Here is a 19,578-nt window from a genome sequence, read left to right as displayed (position 1 = left end):
ACTTGTGTTACTTGCAAACTATGGATTACTGATTTATAATTTAATTATACAAAGTTTGAAAGTGTATTTTTCTATTTTGAACGGCTAAGATAAAGTATGAGAAGGGGGATAATATGGAGCTATATCGAGTAATGCTTGTAGACGACGAAGAAGACGTGATACAAGCAATTATTAATAAACTTGATTGGGAAACTCTGGGATTCCAAGTTGTTGGATTTGCAGAAAACGGAGAGGAAGCTCTTGAAATGACACAACGTTTACAGCCAGATGTTATTATGTCAGATATTAAAATGCCATTCATGGATGGACTTACCTTATGTAAAAAGGTAAAAGAATGGAATCGTGGTATAAAATTTGTGATTTTCTCAGGATTTGATGAATTTGAATATGCAAAAGAATCTATCAAACTTGAAGTAGAAGAATACATTTTAAAGCCTATTCGGGCAGTAGAACTTCAAAGTGTTTTTCAGCGAATAAAAAAGAATTTAGATCAAGAGATTCAAGAAAAAAGAAATGTTGAAAAACTCAGTCAATATTATAAAGACAGCTTACCTATTATGGGAGAACAGTTTTTAATTAATTTATTGGAAGGCAGAATTGAGGAGAATAAGATTAGTGAGCTTATGTCTTTTTATCGGATAGATTTATCGGGTCAATATTTTATGGCCGGTATTCTTAAGACAGAGTCTGTTAGTGCAGAAAAAGATATACAGCAGATTCAATTAGAAAGTGTGTCGCTAAAAGAAATTGTTGAAGAAAATTTAAAAGATCTATGTCATTGTAAGGTTATGATTTATTTAAATAGTGTAGTAGTTTTGGCATCCATAAAAGAAGGTGAAGATAATATAAAAATCATAAATCGTATGGAACAGATCTGTAATCTTTCGAAGAGAATGCTGGGAGTCAATACTGCTGCAGGCATTGGCAGAATATATGAAGGGATTTCAAATGCACGGTTTTCTTATAAAGAGGCTCAGAATGCATTAGAATACCGTGTATTGCAAGAGGCCAACCAGGCTATATATATAGAGGATATTGAGCCTTATAAAGGAAAAGAAACAGAGATAGACACTCAATATGTAGAAAATATTTTAAAAAGTATAAAGCTTGGGAAAAAAGAGGAATTAAAAAAGGCGATAGAATTATTTATCAATCAATTAAAAGAATCTCAGATATCGTTACACCGGTATCAGATTTTACTTACAGAAATCACAGCAGAGCTTATCAAATTAGGCCGTTCATATCAATTGGAATTGGAGACGATTTTTGGTGAACAGTTTAATATTTATCAAGATATTTATCAGAGTGATTCTGTTGATACTTTAAACGAAAGATTAGAAGAAATTTGTATCAAAATAACCAGTTCCATTGGACGCGAACGAAAAGATAGTGCAAAGCTCCTTGCAGAAAAGGCAAAAGATTATATAGAAGCGAATTATGCAGACCCCGAATTGTCAGTAGATGTTATTTGTAAACACTTAGGGTTGAGTGCGGCATATTTTTCAACTGTATTTAAAAAAGAAGTGGGTATGACTTTTGTTATGTATCTGACGAAAGTACGTATGGAACACGCACTTTTGCTTCTCAATACAACAGAAGAAAAAACTTATATTATTTCAAGCAAAGTAGGGTATTTAGAACCGAATTATTTTAGTTATGTATTTAAAAAACAATATGGTGTTTCTCCGTCAAAATATAGGGCGAATAGGACAACTAATCAATGAAACAAAGAATAAAGAATTATTTAATCCATTTTATAAAAAGTTATCAGAAGAAAAGTATTCAATTTAATATTTCTATTTCGTTTTCCATAATTGCAGCCATTTGTATGGGATTTATTAGTATTGCTCTTTATACAAGATATGTTGATAGTACGGAGTCAATCATAATAGAAGATAACAAGAAACTGATTAATCAAGCAAGTATGAATATGGAAACGTATATTAGAAGTATGATGCGCATTTCAGATACGATGTACTATTCGGTGATAAAAAATGCAGATTTATCACAAGAAAATCTGAATAGGGATATGAATTTGATATATGAGGCTAATAAAGATAATGTTATCAGTATTGTATGTTTTACGGAACAGGGGGATTTGGCAGGGGCTACTCCGGTAAGTACATTGAAGGAAGATTTAAATGTGAAAAATCAAGAGTGGTTTGTTTCAGCGAATACTACGATAGAAAACCTCCACTTTTCAACGCCTCATGTACAGAATCTTTTTAAGGATAGTAATTACCGATATTACTGGGTTGTTTCACTTAGCCGAGCCGTTGAGCTGACGAGTGCCGGAAAAACAAGTAGAGGAGTATTGTTGGTAGATATGGATTACAGTAGTATACAACAGCTCTTTGAAAAGATTAACTCTACTGGTGTCGGCTACACCTATCTCATCAACCGAAATGGCGAAATCATATATCACCCAAGGCAGGAACTGATTTATTCCAATCTCTATCAGGAGAATAATTTAAAAGCTGCAAAATATGAGGATGGAAATTATGTAGAAAAATTCCATAATCAAGATAGAGAGGTTATTGTAAAGACGGTTGGATACACTGGCTGGAAGATAGTGAATGTAACATTGACGAGCGAATTTTCTATGAACTATGAACAAATGAGATATTTTGTTATTATGATAGCTGCTATATCTTTCTTGTTATTAATATGTGTCAATTTGGTAATATCATCTATTATCGCGAATCCGATTATGCAGCTGGAGCGTTCTGTGAAAGGATTGGAAAATGGGAATCTTGATTTAGATATATACATTGGAGGCTCTTATGAAATTCAACATTTAGGCAGGACGATATCTTATGCCGTTGCACAGATGAGAAAATTAATGGATGATATGGTGAAAGAACAGGAGGCCAAAAGAAAAAATGAACTGGATGCGCTTCAATCACAGATCAATCCACATTTTCTATATAACACTTTGGATTCTATCGTATGGATGGTAGAAAGTGGAAGATATGAAGAGGCAGTTTCCATGGTAACATCTTTGGCAAGTCTATTTCGAATCAGTATAAGTAAAGGGAAAAATATTATCAGTATTCAAGACGAAGTAGCTCACGCGAAATATTATTTAGATATTCAAAAAGTACGCTATAAAAATAAATTTAGTGTAGAATTTCAGATTGAAGAGGAGATTTATCAATTTAGTACAATTAAACTAATAATTCAGCCTATTTTGGAAAATGCCATTTACTATGCAATGGAATCTATGGATGGAGAAGGAGAAATTTGTATTAAAGGCTATCGAATGAAGGATGATATTTATATTGATATCATTGATAACGGTTTGGGGATGTCGAAAGAACAAGTAGAATTGCTATTGACAAATGATAGGAGAGTGCGCAAGAAAGGTTCCGGGATTGGATTGATCAATGTTCATCAAAGAATCCAACTATATTTTGGGAAAAACTATGGATTATTAATAGAAAGCGAACCGGATGAGGGAACAATTGTCCATATTCATTTACCACAGGTATGCTATGATGGAGGAAAGTAATGGAAGAAAATAAAAATTTCGGGAAACGAAAGGTAATTATCATTCTGATTACAATCTGTATAGGAGTTATTGCGTTTAGTGCACTAGGTATGAGCAATTGTTTAGAAGTAAAAAATGAGCAGAGATATCGGATCTCTGTTATTGTATATGGTACAAATGAAGAACGATGGAATAATTTGAAGGAAGGAATCAACCAAGCGGTCTCAGATTATCCAATCGATTTGAATTTTGTTACTATGTACGAAGATAGCGAAGCAGAGGCCCAGGAATTATTATTGCAGCGTGAAATTGAAAGCGGGACACAGGCAATTGCGATAGCTTCTTCAGATAGTCAGAGAATGGAACAAGCGATTGAAGATGCAAAAAGAAAAGTACCGGTCATACTTTTGGAAGATACGACCAATATGGGGGAAAATACAGCCAAAATAGGTCCGGATAATGGAAAAATTGGGGAAGAACTGGCTCAAGCAATGGGGAAAGAATTAGGGACTGGAAGTACAATAGCCATTATATATGAAAACATGGAAAGAGAAAGTATAAGTCAACGTTCTAAAGAGTTAGAAAGAATTCTTACACAAATGGGAAATAAAGTAGTCCACTGGACAAGGAGGGCTGGAGATTTTAGTCCAAGTGTTTTTATCAAAAAAAGCATAGAAGAGAATTCTGTTGATGCAGTTGTGGCTTTAGATGATTATAATCTTGAAAATGTCATTGATGCGGTAGATAAGGATGGACACAGCGTTAAAATATATGGAATCGGTAACACTGAAAAAATCGTACACTATTTAGATGAGGGTACTGTGGATACGCTTGTATTTGTCAATGAATATAATATGGGATATCTTAGTATGAAGATTCTTGTTGAAAATTTACGGAATAATACAGCTCTATATAATCAGGAAATAAAATATTCTATCGTAAATAGAAAAGATTTATATAATAAAGATAACCAAAGACTGTTATTTCCAATAGTGGAGTGAAGGGTGAAAATATGAAGAAAAAAATTGGCATAGTATTATTAGTAATTTTATCTCTGCAGAATTTTAGTGGATGCTCTAGAGGTATCGACCTTGATTTTTCAAAAGACAAGGAAATTAAAAATATTAAAATAGGTATTAGTCTCTACGATCAATATGATACTTTTATTGATAGTATTGCAGATTATTTTAATAAAGCTGTTAGAGAAAAAGAGAGGGAGAAAAATGTTACAATACAAGTTAACATGGTCAGTGCAAATGGCAGCCAGTCAAAACAAAATGACCAGGTGGAGCAGTTTGTAGAACAAAACTATGATATTATTTGTGTTAATTTAGTAGACAGGACAGATCCCTCTATGATAATAGACAGAGTCAAGAATGCAAATATTCCAACTATTTTTTTCAATAGGGAGCTGGTAGAAGAAGATCTAGAACGATGGGATAAATTGTATTACGTGGGAGCTGTTGCTTTAGAGTCTGGTATTATGCAGGGAAAAATAATGAATGCCATTTGTAAAAATGATTTCCATTCGGTAGATAAGAATAAAGACGGAAAAATACAGTATGTAATGTTAGAGGGAGAATCCGGTCATCAAGATGCCCTGCTTCGTACAGAATATGTAATTGATACGATAACAAAGGCAGGGTACTCGGTAGAACGTCTGGGTGATGAAGTAGCAAATTGGAATCGGGCACAGGCAGAAACGAAAATGAATAACTGGATACAAAAATTTGGAGCTAATATTGAAGTTGTTTTTGCCAATAATGATGAAATGGCTTTAGGAGCTGTTGAGGCAATCAATAAAAAGAAAGATATCATAAATCCTATGATTTTAGGAATTGATGGAACGAAAGAGGCTATAGAAGCAATTGAGCAGGGAGAAATGACAGGAACTGTATTGAATGATTCCAAAGGTCAGGCAGAGAGCATGTTAGAATTAGCCTATTCTTTGGTTACAAAGGAAAAATTATCATCCGATATTATATTGCTGGATGGTAAATATATTAGATTGCCATATGAAATTGTTACAAAAGATAATGTAGAAGAAATTAAGAAAAGTATAAAGTGAAATTTTATTTGTGCAATTTAACATCTTGCAACTTAAAAACCAAAAGAAAATTGGGTAAAACGAAGAAATTATAAGATTTTCTTAATTTACCTCTTGCAATTTCTCTTATAATAGAGTATTTTATAAAGGAATAGTAAATAGATTTGAATGTTTAGGACGAGGGTGTTCCATTGTTTGGGATACCCCTTTTTAATTTTTTAGGGAATTGCGCTGCAAACTTTAGTTGCAGCAATTATTTTAAGCAGAATAGGTTACACTATTTTGTACATATAGCTTGGTGAATTTGTAATGCAGAATCTATATTCTGTTCATACATAGTATAGAAGAAAGAACCTAATAAGGTTATAGAAAGGAAGAAGAATATGAGTGATGTAATTAACGTAGCAGAGATTTTTGGAGAGAGTGTTTTTAATGACAATGTAATGAAAGAGCGCCTGCCAAAGAAGATTTACGCAGAATTGAGGAAGACAATTGAAGGACGTAAAGAATTAGATCCTATGGTAGCAGAAGTTGTAGCTGAGGCTATGAAAGAGTGGGCTATTGAAAAAGGAGCGACACACTTTACTCACTGGTTCCAACCACTTACCGGAGTAACTGCTGAGAAGCATGATTCCTTTGTATCTGCTCCAGATGAAAAAGGAAAGATTATGATGGAATTTTCCGGTAAAGAGCTTATTAAAGGGGAACCGGACGCATCTTCTTTTCCTTCAGGCGGTTTGAGAGCTACTTTTGAAGCCAGAGGTTATACTGCTTGGGATTGTACGTCACCGGCATTTATCAGAAGAGGAGCAGCAGGTGCTACGCTTTGTATTCCGACTGCATTCTGTTCCTATACAGGAGAAGCATTAGATCAAAAAACTCCATTACTCCGTTCTATGGAGGCGATAAACCAACAGTCTTTACGTCTATTGAAATTATTTGGAAATAAAACATCAAAACGAGTTACTCCTTCTGTTGGACCGGAACAAGAGTACTTTTTAGTGGATAGAGAAAAATTTACAAAGAGAAAAGATTTAATTTTTACAGGAAGAACCTTATTTGGTGCAATGCCTCCAAAAGGTCAGGAGTTAGAAGATCATTATTTTGGAAGTATTCGTGAACGAATTGGTGCCTATATGAAAGATGTTAACGAAGAATTATGGAAACTTGGTATTACTTCTAAAACACAACATAATGAAGTTGCACCTGCACAACATGAGATAGCACCGATTTATGCAGAAGTGAATATAGCGGTAGATCACAATCAATTAATTATGAGCACGTTAAGAAAAGTTGCTCATCGTCATGGGTTAAAATGTCTGCTTCATGAAAAACCATTTGCAGGAGTTAATGGATCTGGAAAACATAATAACTGGTCTTTAACCACGAATGACGGAATCAATCTTTTAGAACCGGGAAAAACACCACATGAAAATATTCAATTCCTGTTAGTTTTAACTTGTATCTTAAAAGCAGTTGATAAACATGCTGATTTACTTCGTGAATCTGCAGCAGATGTAGGAAATGATCACAGATTAGGGGCAAATGAAGCACCACCTGCTATTATATCAGTATTTTTAGGAGAACAGTTACAAGATGTTTTGAGTCAGTTAATAAGTACTGGAGCTGCTACACATAGTATAGCAGGCGGAACTTTAGAAACCGGTGTTAAGACATTACCTAATTTAGCAAAAGATGCAACGGATAGAAATAGAACATCACCATTTGCATTTACAGGTAATAAATTTGAATTCCGTATGGTTGGTTCAGCTGATTCCATTGCAAGTCCTAATATTGTTTTGAACACAATTGTAGCCGAGACTTTTGCCGAAGCTTGTGATGCCTTAGAAAAAGCTGAAGATTTTGATCTTGCAGTACATGATTTAATTAAAAAATATGCGACTGAACATCAAAGAATTGTATTTAATGGAAATGGTTATTCTGAGGAATGGGTAGAAGAAGCTACCAGAAGAGGTTTGCCAAATATTACATCTATGGTAGAAGCGATTCCGGCATTAATTACTGATAAAGCAGTAAAACTATTCGAGACTTTTGGAGTATTTACAAAAGCAGAATTAGAGTCTCGTGCAGAGATTAGATATGAAGCGTATTCAAAAGCGATAAATATTGAAGCTCGTGCAATGATTGATATTGCAGGTAAACAAATAGTACCGTCAGTAATAAAATATACAACTTCACTGGCACAATCTATCAATTCAATCAAGGCGGCTTGCGATGCAGATGTGAGTACTCAGGTAGAATTATTAAATGAGACTTCAGACTTACTTTCAGAAACAAAAGTAGCATTATCTAAATTGATAGATGTAACTACAAGAGCTTCAGAAATGGAAGAACCAAAAGCTCAGGCTCTTTTCTATAAGGATGAAGTGAAAGTAGCTATGGATGCATTAAGAGCACCTGTAGATAAATTAGAAATGATAGTAGATAAAGATATGTGGCCAATGCCTTCTTATGGAGATTTGATTTTTGAAGTATAATTAAAAAAATCATATCGAATAAAACGAAACATCAATCATATTTTCTTTTTGTAAATGTAAAAAATTCTACAAAAGGAAAAATATGATTGGTGTTTTTGTTTTGAATGCTGGGAATTGTTTGTATTTTGTCGAATTTTAAAGTTTCTCATAATTATATCACATTTATATTGCAAAATAATTGCGTAAAATGATAATATTTGGAGGTTTTATGAGAAAGTGTAAAAAATGTGGATTGCCAGTCACTTTCAAAGGAATTCACATAGACAAAAATGGTGTTTGTAATTATTGTAATTTTTTTGAAGAAAAGAAAGTGAAGATTTTAAACTATCAAAATTTAGAAAAGGATTTTTTAGAGGAATTAGAAAATGCGAAAAAGCAGGCTCAAAAGAATGGTTCAGATTATGATTGTCTGGTAGGACTTAGTGGTGGAAAAGATAGTACATATATCATATACAAATTGAAAAATGATTATGGTATGCGTGTATTGGCTTATACTTTTGATAATGGTTTTTCTACAGATTATGCACGAAATAATATAAAAAATGCGTTAGAGAAGCTGGATGTAGATTATATGTCAGTTTCTATGAAGGAATCAGAACTCAGGCGGTATTACACAGCGTTTATGAAACTTATGCATAATTTTTGTTCTGTCTGTTTTCATTTTATGCATTATTATAGCCACAAAATTGCTTATGAAAAGAAAATTCCGTTAATTGTAAATGGACGTACCATAGGACAAATACTTCAGACGGCGGATTCGGAAAAGGGGATAGAACCTTTTCAAATTTCAAATAATTTGAAAGAATTCGAATATCAAATGTTTGGAAAACTAACAGACAAATTAGAACAACAAAAATTTGTTGAATACTTAAATGAGTCTAGGGTTAGATCACTTTCTTATTTTGCTTATCATAATGTAAGTGAAGAAGAAACAATGGATTTTTTAGAAAAGCGGATTAATTGGAAACGTCCTGATAAGGGAACCAGCCATCCGGATTGCTGGGCTCATGCGTTAGCAGAAAAATTGAATATTGAAAAATGTGGATATCCTGTTCGTACCGGAGAACTTGCGGTTTTAGTTCGCGCAGGAAAAATTTCCAAGGAAGAAATGGAAGAGATTTTGTCTAAGGACATGGATCGTTATAGGGAGATTGATTCTACAACTGAAAAACGTTTTTATGAACGTATAAAATATAGAAAGTGTGAAGAAGTATGATAACAAATGTTTTAGAATATTTAGAAAGTACTTCACAAAGATTTCCCGATAAAAAAGCACTTGAAGATATTGAAAAGGCAGTTGACTTTAAGGAACTAAAAAATAAGGCGACGTCCATTGGAACTGATATTGCTTATAAAAATTTAAGATGTGAACCTATCGTGGTATTAACGGATCGTAATATTGAAAGTATCATTGCTTTTTGGGGAATTATTTATAGTGGAAATTTTTATGTACCAGTAGATAAGAAACTGCCGAAGGCAAGAATTAAATTAATTTTAGAAAATATTAAACCAAAACTTATTATAGCTACAAAGATGGATATTCAATTTGTTGAAGAGATGGATTGGGAAAATAAAGTTATATATATAGAAGATGCTCAAAGAACAAAGACTGATAGCAATCTTTTAGAAAATATAAGAAAAAGTCATATAGATTCAAATCCCTTATATACAATCTTTACGTCTGGTTCCACAGGTATACCTAAAGGTGTTGTGGTTTCGCACAGATCTGTGATTGATCTTATAGAACAATTTACAGATGTTTTTAGGTTTTCAACAGAAGAAGTTTTTGGAAATCAGGCTCCGTTTGATTTTGATGTATCTGTAAAAGATATATTTCTAAGTATAAGAAATGGTTCTACTTTACAAATAATTCCGCAGTCGATGTTTTCTCAACCTAAAAGGTTGATAAAATACTTAAATGAACGAGAGATTACCACTCTAATTTGGGCAGCTTCAGCAATCAGTATCGTATCAATATTTGATGTATTTGCAAAAGAACTTCCTAAAAGATTAGAAAAAGTAATGTTTTCCGGTGAGGTGCTTCCAATAAAAGATTTGCGTTATTGGCAGAAACATTTACCAGATGTAATGTATGTAAACTTATATGGACCTACTGAAATTACATGCAATTGTACTTACTATATTGTGGATAAAGAGTATTCTTTAGAAGAACCGCTGCCAATTGGAGAACCATTTCCTAATACAGAAATTTTATTATTAGATGATAATAATGAAAGGGTACTAGAGGGAGAAAGTGGAGAAATATGCGTTCGGGGAACCTGTGTAGCAATGGGATACTATGGTAATTGGGAAAAAACGAACGAGAACTTTTGTCAGAATCCTCTCAATCAATTTTATACTGATATCATATATAGAACAGGTGATTTTGGAAGACGAAATCACAACGGGCAGCTAGTGTTTATTTCAAGAAAGGATTCACAAATTAAACATATGGGACATCGGATTGAATTGGGAGAGATAGAAACGATATTGAATGCATTCTCATACATGCAGAAATGTTGTTGTATGTATGACGATATTAGAAAAAAAATAGTATTGTTCTATCAGGCCGAAGAACCGTGTGATAGAACTATATTAAAAGATTTAAAACAATTTCTTCCTAAATATATGTGTCCTAACCAGTTATTTTACTTTAAGGAGCTGCCAATGAATCAACATGCCAAAATAGATCGTACAGGGTTAAAGAAGCAATATATGGAAAAGGAGTAAGATATTATGAGATTTCAGAATGTCATTATAGTTGGCAGCGGTCAATTAGCATTATGGTGTGCTGCTTATATAAAAGAAAAAACGGAATCAACAAATAATACATCATACATATATTTTGACACATCGGATAAGATTTCGGTAATGATGGAAAAAGGTTTAAGGCTTCAAAAAATTAAATATGAATGTGGAAATAAAAATTTTATTTTCGAAAAAATAAGAAAAACAAATGGATATACTCTAGTAATTAGTGCAATTAATCCTTTTTTATTTCCCAAAGATATTGTAAAAGACAAGAAAATAGAAATCATCAATTGTCATCAATCACTTTTACCTAATCATCCCGGACGAAATGCAGAAGCATGGGCCATTTTTGAAGGAGATAAAGTGGCTGGAGTAACATGGCATAAAGTTACAGAAGATGTAGATGCCGGAAATATATTAATACAAAAACAAATAAAATTGACAGATGAAATAACTTCATGCCAGCTTTTTAAAAAGCAGATAAATATTGCCTATAAGGCATTTATTGAGTTAATGAGTGAATTTTTAAATCAACAAGTTTGGGAAAGAGTCCAAGAAGGGAAAGATATTATGAAACGAAAAATTCACTACTCTTGGGAAGTACCAAATGATGGGTATTTAGATTTAAAATGGGATTCAAAAAAAATAAGTGCCTTTTTAAGAGCTATGGATTATGGTGTACTATGTATTTTAGGGTATCCCAAAATTGTTATTAATGGTCAAGAATATTATTTTAAAAAGTATGAAATTGAAAAATTAGTACAACCAAATGTAGACGTAGTCCTTAAAAAGGAGGAAAAACAGATTTTAATTTATAGGGATAATTTAGAATTTAAATTATTACAATACAGTAAAAATAAGAGATAAGGAGAATAGAAAATGAAAGAATTAATGGTAATTTTGAATGAGTTAAGACCAGAGGTAGATTTTTCAACAGAGACAAATTTGTTAGATGGAGGGATATTAGATTCTTTTGATATGGTTTCTCTAATTGGTGATATCAATGATACATTTGAAGTAGAATTAACTTTTGACGATATTGATGCAGATAATTTCAATAGTGCTGAAGCTATGTGGAGTATGATAGAAAGATTAAAAAGTGAGGGTTAATTAGTGTGACTGTAAATTCAATAACCTTTTTTGTCTTTTTATTATGCACTGTAATAATTTACTATTCGGTAAAACCAAAACATCAATGGATATGTTTATGTATTGCAAGTTACATTTTTTATATCTTAACAGGAGTATCAACGTTAGTTTATATTTTCATTACTACTATTACTACATATATTGCAACCAACTGGATGCAGAGTGTTACTAAAAAAAGAAAGAGAAAAATTTTAACAGGGTTGTTACTTCTAAATTTTGGGGTTTTATTAGTACTTAAGTATTATGGTTTTATGCTATTCAATATAAATCGAATAGCAGGAATAGTAAATAGTGTTCGTCTTGACGACTCGTTAACCTTTGTTGCACCGCTTGGAATTTCATATTATACATTACAGAGCATGGGCTACGCAATTGATGTATATAAATCGAAATGCAAGCCTGAAAGAAATATATTTAAAGTAGCTTTATTTGTAGGATTCTTTCCACAAATGACGCAAGGCCCAATTGGACGTTTTAAAGATTTGGCAAGCCAACTATACGCATCACATAAGTTTGAATATCGAAATTTTTCGTTTGGGTGTCAAAGAATACTTTGGGGTCTCTTTAAAAAGACAATCATAGCAGATAGATTAAGCCCTGTTGTAAGAAATATTTTTACACATTATGGTTCTTATGATAATCTAACCTTATTTTTGGGCTGTGTTTATATGACGATACAGATATATGCGGATTTTTCCGGATATATGGATATTGTATGCGGTGCCGCTGAGATATTTGGTATAAAGCTGGCAGAAAACTTTAAAACTCCGTTTTTCTCAAGCTCTCTGGCGGAATATTGGAGAAGATGGCATATAACTTTAAGCGGTTGGTTTCGAGACTATTTGTTTTATCCGTTATCTATTTCTAAAGCAGCTGTTAAATTCGGAAAATTTGGTAAGAAACATTTTTCTGTTTCTATAGGTAAAATGTTTCCCGCGATATTTGCATTGTCGATCGTATGGTTTGCAACAGGATTGTGGCATGATGCAAGCTGGAGATATATTTTATGGGGAGTTGCAAATGGTATCATTATTATTTCTTCCATATGGTTAGAGCCATTATTTAAGAAGACTAAATTATTGTTTCATATAAAAGATAGTTGTAAAGGCTGGCATAGACTTCAAGTAGTACGGACTTTCTTAATAGTAAGTTTGTTGAAAGTTTTTCCGGGAGCGTCAAGTACAAAAGAAAGCTTGATAATAATTAAGCGTATGATCACTGAATTTCCCGTCTCAATTAATTATAAATCTATATTTCCCCAATTATGTCATAGTGAATTATGCTATTTAGTTTTTGGCATTGTTATTTTTGCCGGTGTTAGCTTTTATCAAAGAAAAGAACCTGTAAGAGAGTATATCGCAAGGCAGGTCTTTCCAGTCCGTGTCATGGTGTACTTAGGAATGATTGCTTCCATTTTATTATTTGGAGTTTTTGGAACAGATGCAGTGGGAGGATTTGAATATGCACAGTATTAAAAAAATATTATTACGATTAATAATTGTTTTTCTATTTGTATTAATACTTGAGTCTGGATTAAGGTTTATATATGAACCTAACGAAGACTATTCCCAATATAGAAAAATTGAATTGGAGGAGAATAAAGGGGAAATAGAGATGGTATTTTGTGGGACATCTCGAACAATGAAGGATTATAATCCGCAAATATTCGATAAGAAATTAAATACTAATAGTTTTAACTTAGGAACAGGGCAACAGCCAATCAGTATTACTTACTATTATTTAAAAGAGATAATAGAAAAAAACCCAATAGAAGTCGTTTTTTTGGAAGTGTCACCGACCACATTATGTAAAGATTCAGATAGAGCAAATGACACACCTGCTAAGTTAAGTGTTTATGATAGATTATTTAATTGGAAAACTAAAATCATAAGCTTTTTTGATATTTTTCCAGTAAGTGAATATGAGGAAGCTATTTTATATTCAACAAATATTGAAAGTTTATTTGATTTTGAATTTATAAAAAGCAATGTAAATAGTAAATTATCTAATAGATATGAAGATGGCTTGAAAGGAGTGGATACAAAGAGTTATAAGGGGAAAGGTCATGTATCAGGGCGTTCTGTGTATAAAGGAGCCGAGATTGGAAGTAAATATATTGAAAAAAAGTCTTGGGAAGGAAAAAGAATACAGAAAAAGAATGTTAAATTTTTAAATAAGATAATTCAAATGTGCCTGAGAGAAGGAATTGAAATTAATTTAGTTACCGTACCGGTAAATCCTAAATTGCAGGCAGAGCTGAGTGGTTTAGATGAAATGAATAATTATTATCTAGATATAGCATCACATTATTCGATTGATTACTACAATTTCTATAATTATAGAAAAAAAGATAATGTGTTTTTAATAGAGTATTTTAGCGACTTTATACATATGAATGAAAAAGGGACAGAAATATTTTCAAATTACCTAATAGATATTTATTTGAAATCTAAATGTGGAGAAGAACTGGAAAAATTTTTTGTTTTATAGAAATGAAGAAGAGTAAGTGATACTATTAAGGTAAAAAACCTCTCCGCTCACTCTTTAAAGAGGAGGGGAGGAAAAAATGCGAAGCATTTTTTTGAAGAAAGGATTTGAAGCCTCCTAAAGGGAGGATGCCAAGCAATAATGCTTGGCATTTATTATGAAAAAGTTTATTCAAAATAGTAATGAAAATTACTAGGAGATTAACTATTTGATAATTATATTATATTTAGTAGAAATGAAGAATGTATGTTATGTAAATAAAAATTCTTTGAATGTTAAATGAATAAAATGTGAACGATATAATCTTTAGTTATTATTTTCTGTCAACGGATTTTCCTTTTTTGGCTTAGGCTTTTTCTTTTTTTCCTTTTTTTTCTTTTGGGCTGCTTCCTCAGCAGCTTTTTTTATAGCCTCTTTTGTATGAACATTACAAGTACTTTCAGATAAACCGGCAGGCATTGTATATGGTGTATCATCTGTTTCTCCTGTACTTCCTTCCGGTCTTAGTATATAAACAGAGTTTACTCGGGTAGAATCAGGACAAAGGTCACCAGCCAACATGCCGGAGCTGCTACAGATTGTAACACCAATATGGCGGTCACAGACTTCTGTTGGAGCAGTACCCTCAGCAAAATATTCCTCCCTTACCATGCTTCCCCGTGGATCTTTATCACAAAGTCCTTCTACTGCTAATTTGCCTGATTTACGGCATATTTTTGCAGTTACAATACCTTCAGGCATCGTAAACTCTTTATGTTCCAGATTTTGATGGATACGAGACATAACATTTCTCCATAAAGTTTTGTGATAGTTTCTGGAACCAGATGGAAGATTCATATTATTATCGTAACCTCCCCATACGGAACAAGTATAATAAGGAGTATATCCGGAAAACCATACATCATTGTATGAAGATGTAGTACCAGTTTTACCTGCAACAGGCATATTATCTAAAGCAACACTTGTACCCGTACCATATTTTACTACGTCTTCCATTGCATTGGTTAGAAGCCAGGCTGTTGTATCTTTCAACACACTCTTAGTACTTGGAGTATTGTCAATTAAAACTTCTCCGGAATGATCTATTATTTTGGTATAAAAACTAGGTTTCGTATAAGTACCATAATTAGCAACTGTTGCATAAGCAGCTGTCAGTTCTAAATTTGTAACACCATTGTGGATTCCACCTAAGGCCAAAGCCTGTGTAATATCTGTACTAGTGGAACCATCCAATGTTGTAAAACCGAAGTTCAACAGGTAATCATACCCCAATTGAGGAGTGATTTCTGTAAGAGTTTTAACAGCAACAATATTCATGGATTTTGCTATGGCTGTTCTTATGGTAGAAAGACCATAGTAACCAGAATAATAATTATTTACCGGACGGCCATTATTGTAATTATATGGCGCATCATCTTGAATGGTTGCTAATGTCATACCGGCACTATCAATAGCTGGTGCAAATGCAGCTAATACTTTGAAAGTCGAACCAGGCTGTCTGGTTGTATTAGTTGCGCGGTTCAAGGTCAAACTTGCTTTTTTCTCTCCCCGTCCGCCAACGATTGCTTTTACTTGGCCGGTATATTGATCCATAATTACAATCGACGCCTGTGGCTCAGGTGTAAGTGTTATGACTTCACCATTTGGTACAATTTTGTCATCCGGTCCGATAATAGCGGCTTTATAACGATCAATTTCCTGATTTGCAGCTGTTTCGTTCGGAAAATTCAAACTATAATCAATACCATCAGTTTTTTGAAAATAAGAAAGCATTGTTTGTTCATTATAATTTTCTAATGTATTATCTGCTTTTTTCACGGTCAGGCGGTAGGTAAGAGATACTTCTGTTCCAGCTGGATAATTTGCTGGATTAGAAAACTCTTCGTCACAAATTTTTTGTATGGAAGCGTCTTGGGTTGTATAAATACTAAGACCACCACTATATAATGCATTATAGGCCTGAGTTTGTGTATAGCCTTTTTGTTCTTGCAAATCTTGTATTACTTGTTCCGTTAATTCGTCTAAAAAATATGTATAAATAGATGATGATGAGTTTTGAGTATTTACTGTTTGAATTCTAGAATATACATCATCTGCCAGAGCTTCTTTATATTCAGCTTCAGTAATATAATGTTGTTTCAGCATATTATCAAGTACCTTTTCCCGGCGCTTAGCGTTATTTTCCGGATAACTGATAGGATTGTATCTAGAAGGATTTTGCGTAATCGCTGCTATAACAGCGCTTTCCGAAATTGTCAATTCTGAAACATCTTTATTTAAATAACGTTTGGAAGCAGCTTGGACTCCCAGGGTATTCTGGCCTAAATTTATAGTATTCAGGTAATTCTCTAAAATAAGTTTTTTAGACATCGTTTTTTCTAATTGGATAGCAAGATATTGTTCTTGGATCTTTCTTTCCAGACTTTCAGCAAATGAATCTTCCTGTACCCAATTTGTAAACACATTATTTTTCAATAACTGTTGTGTAATTGTACTGGCGCCTTCTGAAAAGTGTCCACTTGTAATGCCTATCATAGCACCTCTTGCAATGCCTTTTAAATCAATACCATTATGTTTCCAAAATCGTTCGTCCTCAATAGCAACAAAAGCATTTTGCAGATTTTTGGAAATTTCACCGATTTTTACATAAATACGATTAGAACCGGATGATACCAATTTGGTGATTTCTTTCCCTTCAGTATCATAAACTATAGTTGAAAATCCTTTAGGAGATACATTCACGTTAGAGATATCTGGGACAGATTCAATAATTCCCTTGTAAGCACCATAGCCCGCAAATGTTCCTATTAAAATTAATGCAGAAAATGTTACCAACATTATTTTAAGAAGTATTATTCCTGCTTTATTACGAAATTTGGCATTGTTTGAATCCAATTTTTTCTGTTTCGCACGGATCTGTTTTTTACCGTAATTCATTTCTGTTATGCCTCCTTATTATGACATTATAACAGTTTCATTATAACAAATAGTCTAATTTAAATAAAGGGAAAAAATCGATTGGAAATTTTTAGAAAGATATTAAGATATAAAATGAAAGAAAAGGGATAAACAATTGCTTATCCCTTTAAATGATATATTTAAAATTCAACAGGATTACCATAATAAATGCAGGTAAATAATTTTTCCATAGTAGCGGCATCAATTGGTCTTGGATTTGAACCTGTACATGCATCACCCACAGCGTTTTCAGAAATAGAAGAAATTTTCTCTTTAAATTCATCTTCTAATATTCCAAATTCTTTTAAAGTATTCGGAATACCCATATAGTTATTTAATTCCACTATTTTATCACATAATTTTTGAACGGATTCATCTACGGTTCCGGTAATTCCGATTGAATTTGCTATTTCAGCATATCTTGCAGCAACTTCTGGCAATTTAGCATTATATTTAATGACATATGGTAAGTACATAGCATTAGCCAGACCGTGTGTAATATGTCCGGTTGAGAATACAGCCCCTGTTTTGTGAGCCATTGAATGAACAATACCTAATAGTGCATTAGAAAATGCCATACCAGCAAGACATTGCCCATAATGCATTTCTTCTCTTGATTTAGTATCTCCATCATAGGATTTTAATAAATCTGTATTAACAATTGAAATAGCTTTTAAAGCTAATGGATCTGTAAAAGTATTATGTAAGGTTGAAACATATGCTTCAATTGCGTGTGTTAATGCATCCATACCGGTATAAGCAGTAAGATGTTTTGGCATGCTTTCTGCCAGAGTGGGATCAACAATAGCAACATCAGGTGTAATATTAAAATCAGCTAATGGGTATTTGATTCCTTTTTCATAGTCTGTTATAACAGAAAAGGCAGTAACTTCAGTAGCTGTACCAGATGTAGAAGGAATTGCTAAGAAATTAGCTTTCTTTCTTAAGGTCGGGAAATTAAATGGGATGATCAACTCTTCAAAAGTAGTTTCCGGATATTCATAAAAAGCCCACATTGCTTTGGCAGCATCAATTGGTGAACCGCCCCCCATAGCAATGATCCAATCAGGTTGAAAATCAGTCATTGCCTGAGCACCTTTCATTACAGTTTCTACAGAAGGGTCTGGTTCCACGTTTTCAAATAAAGTAGTTTCAATGCCAGCCTCTTTTAAGTATTCTAGTACTTTATCAACAAAACCAAATTTCTTCATAGAACCGCCGCCTAAAACAAGAATGGCTCTTTTTCCCTGCAGTGTTTTTAATGTTTCAAGTGCTCCTTTTCCAAAATAAATATCTCTAGGTAATGTAAATCTGCTCATAAAATCCTCCTTATTAAGTTGGTAGTTTTTTCAATATAATAATTATAATCGATAAAAGCAGTAAATACAATATCAATGTTAAAAACTTCACATTTGCGAAAAATCTCTTAACATGCTAAAATAATTAACAATTAATTGCAAATAAATGATATTAAGGAAGAGAAAGATGAACGTAATAAAAGTAATATATGAGGGTGGACAAGAAGAAATCGTTGAAAAAAAATCAAGGTTTATTGCTACCTTAGAAAGAGTAGAAACGAAAGAAGAAGCGATTCATTTTATAAATCAATTGAAAAAGAAATATTGGGATGCGAATCACAACTGTTTTGCATTTGTAATTGGCAAACAAAATGAGATTCAAGGATGTAGTGATGATGGTGAGCCAAGTGGAACTGCTGGCAGACCAATGTTAGATGTACTATTAGGTGAAGAAGTTCATAATACAGTCGTGGTAGTGACCAGATATTTTGGTGGTACTTTATTGGGGACAGGAGGATTAGTCCGAGCTTATCAAAAAGCAGTGAAAGAAGGATTGAAGGACTGCAAAATCATAGAACAGAAAGAAGGAGTAAAAATTTTAATTCGGACAGATTATAATGGAATAGGCAAGATTCAATACGTTTTAGGTCAACATTCAATTCATATTATTCATACGGAATATACCGAAAATGTAGCGGTAGAAGCGATGATTCCGTTAGAATTGTTAGATGAATTAAAAATAACACTCACTGAAGTAACGAACGGAAAAGCAGAGATTATATTAGAGAATGCTTATATGTATGCAGTTCTGGATAATCAAATTGAGATGTTTGATTCGCTGCCCGAAGTGATTAATTTGCTAAGTAATAAAAAAAGTACTTGAAATGCTAAGCTGAATAG

Annotated in this window: 14 protein-coding genes; 12 read left to right on the top strand and 2 right to left on the bottom strand. The window is 33.0% G+C overall.

Annotated features, from left to right (window positions below; translation table 11 throughout):
- Positions 1-113 precede the first annotated feature (113 nt).
- The 11 genes from DWV06_RS13125 (at position 114) to DWV06_RS13075 (ending at position 14,425) form a co-directional block, all read left to right on the top strand.
- Positions 114-1,724, top strand: a complete 1,611-nt coding sequence (locus tag DWV06_RS13125; RefSeq protein ID WP_115482643.1) for a response regulator — start codon at positions 114-116, stop codon at positions 1,722-1,724.
- Positions 1,721-3,511: a sensor histidine kinase gene (locus tag DWV06_RS13120; RefSeq protein ID WP_115482642.1), complete on the top strand. Its 1,791-nt coding sequence runs from the start codon at positions 1,721-1,723 to the stop codon at positions 3,509-3,511. Before DWV06_RS13125 ends, DWV06_RS13120 begins: the two co-directional genes overlap by 4 nt.
- A complete protein-coding gene (locus DWV06_RS13115) occupies positions 3,511-4,491 on the top strand; it encodes a substrate-binding domain-containing protein (RefSeq protein ID WP_115482641.1) in 981 nt (326 codons plus the stop codon). Before DWV06_RS13120 ends, DWV06_RS13115 begins: the two co-directional genes overlap by 1 nt.
- Positions 4,492-4,502: 11 nt before the next feature.
- Positions 4,503-5,558, top strand: a complete 1,056-nt coding sequence (locus DWV06_RS13110; RefSeq protein WP_115482640.1) for a galactose ABC transporter substrate-binding protein — start codon at positions 4,503-4,505, stop codon at positions 5,556-5,558.
- 362 nt (positions 5,559-5,920) lie between these two features.
- Complete coding sequence (locus DWV06_RS13105; protein WP_115482639.1) at positions 5,921-8,035, top strand: glutamine synthetase III family protein; 2,115 nt, start codon at positions 5,921-5,923, stop codon at positions 8,033-8,035.
- A 208-nt stretch (positions 8,036-8,243) separates the two neighbouring features.
- A complete protein-coding gene (locus tag DWV06_RS13100) occupies positions 8,244-9,251 on the top strand; it encodes an adenine nucleotide alpha hydrolase family protein (RefSeq protein ID WP_115482638.1) in 1,008 nt (335 codons plus the stop codon).
- A complete protein-coding gene (locus DWV06_RS13095) occupies positions 9,248-10,765 on the top strand; it encodes an amino acid adenylation domain-containing protein (protein ID WP_115482637.1) in 1,518 nt (505 codons plus the stop codon). The genes DWV06_RS13100 and DWV06_RS13095 overlap by 4 nt, the downstream gene beginning before the upstream one ends.
- A gap of 6 nt (positions 10,766-10,771) precedes the next feature.
- Positions 10,772-11,653: a formyltransferase family protein gene (locus DWV06_RS13090; RefSeq protein WP_115482636.1), complete on the top strand. Its 882-nt coding sequence runs from the start codon at positions 10,772-10,774 to the stop codon at positions 11,651-11,653.
- A gap of 12 nt (positions 11,654-11,665) precedes the next feature.
- Entirely contained in the window at positions 11,666-11,896 is a 231-nt protein-coding gene (locus DWV06_RS13085; RefSeq protein ID WP_115482635.1) for a phosphopantetheine-binding protein, read from the top strand.
- Positions 11,897-11,901: 5 nt separating this feature from the next.
- Complete coding sequence (locus DWV06_RS13080) at positions 11,902-13,410, top strand: MBOAT family O-acyltransferase (RefSeq protein ID WP_115482634.1); 1,509 nt, start codon at positions 11,902-11,904, stop codon at positions 13,408-13,410.
- Positions 13,397-14,425 carry an SGNH/GDSL hydrolase family protein gene (locus tag DWV06_RS13075; protein ID WP_115482633.1) on the top strand — a complete coding sequence of 343 codons (1,029 nt, stop codon included), beginning with the start codon at positions 13,397-13,399 and terminating at the stop codon, positions 14,423-14,425. Before DWV06_RS13080 ends, DWV06_RS13075 begins: the two co-directional genes overlap by 14 nt.
- A 303-nt stretch (positions 14,426-14,728) precedes the next feature.
- On the opposite strand, the gene DWV06_RS13070 is transcribed toward DWV06_RS13075, so the two are convergent.
- Positions 14,729-17,359 carry a transglycosylase domain-containing protein gene (locus tag DWV06_RS13070; RefSeq protein WP_115482632.1) on the bottom strand — a complete coding sequence of 877 codons (2,631 nt, stop codon included), beginning with the start codon at positions 17,357-17,359 and terminating at the stop codon, positions 14,729-14,731.
- Positions 17,360-17,520: 161 nt separating this feature from the next.
- Positions 17,521-18,699 (bottom strand): iron-containing alcohol dehydrogenase, encoded by a 1,179-nt coding sequence (locus tag DWV06_RS13065; protein WP_115482631.1) that lies wholly within the window; start codon positions 18,697-18,699, stop codon positions 17,521-17,523.
- Between the two features lie 166 nt (positions 18,700-18,865).
- Between DWV06_RS13065 and DWV06_RS13060 the strand changes: the two genes are divergently transcribed.
- Entirely contained in the window at positions 18,866-19,561 is a 696-nt protein-coding gene (locus DWV06_RS13060; protein WP_115482630.1) for a YigZ family protein, read from the top strand.
- Positions 19,562-19,578: the final 17 nt, after the last annotated feature.

It is taken from the genome of Anaerosacchariphilus polymeriproducens (assembly GCF_003363435.1).
Lineage (GTDB): Bacteria > Bacillota > Clostridia > Lachnospirales > Lachnospiraceae > Anaerosacchariphilus > Anaerosacchariphilus polymeriproducens.
Note: the sequence above shows the minus strand (reverse complement) of the source record. Positions and strands in the feature narration are given on the sequence as shown.

Bases quoted from the DNA above. Each gene is read 5' to 3' on its own strand.
- DWV06_RS13070 (WP_115482632.1), bottom strand. From the start codon at position 17,359: ATGAATTACGGTAAAAAACAGATCCGTGCGAAACAGAAAAAATTGGAT.
- DWV06_RS13120 (WP_115482642.1), top strand. From the start codon at position 1,721: ATGAAACAAAGAATAAAGAATTATTTAATCCATTTTATAAAAAGTTAT.
- DWV06_RS13105 (WP_115482639.1), top strand. From the start codon at position 5,921: ATGAGTGATGTAATTAACGTAGCAGAGATTTTTGGAGAGAGTGTTTTT.
- DWV06_RS13065 (WP_115482631.1), bottom strand. From the start codon at position 18,699: ATGAGCAGATTTACATTACCTAGAGATATTTATTTTGGAAAAGGAGCA.
- DWV06_RS13110 (WP_115482640.1), top strand. From the start codon at position 4,503: ATGAAGAAAAAAATTGGCATAGTATTATTAGTAATTTTATCTCTGCAG.
- DWV06_RS13085 (WP_115482635.1), top strand. From the start codon at position 11,666: ATGAAAGAATTAATGGTAATTTTGAATGAGTTAAGACCAGAGGTAGAT.
- DWV06_RS13095 (WP_115482637.1), top strand. From the start codon at position 9,248: ATGATAACAAATGTTTTAGAATATTTAGAAAGTACTTCACAAAGATTT.
- DWV06_RS13100 (WP_115482638.1), top strand. From the start codon at position 8,244: ATGAGAAAGTGTAAAAAATGTGGATTGCCAGTCACTTTCAAAGGAATT.
- DWV06_RS13115 (WP_115482641.1), top strand. From the start codon at position 3,511: ATGGAAGAAAATAAAAATTTCGGGAAACGAAAGGTAATTATCATTCTG.
- DWV06_RS13075 (WP_115482633.1), top strand. From the start codon at position 13,397: ATGCACAGTATTAAAAAAATATTATTACGATTAATAATTGTTTTTCTA.
- DWV06_RS13060 (WP_115482630.1), top strand. From the start codon at position 18,866: ATGAACGTAATAAAAGTAATATATGAGGGTGGACAAGAAGAAATCGTT.
- DWV06_RS13125 (WP_115482643.1), top strand. From the start codon at position 114: ATGGAGCTATATCGAGTAATGCTTGTAGACGACGAAGAAGACGTGATA.
- DWV06_RS13090 (WP_115482636.1), top strand. From the start codon at position 10,772: ATGAGATTTCAGAATGTCATTATAGTTGGCAGCGGTCAATTAGCATTA.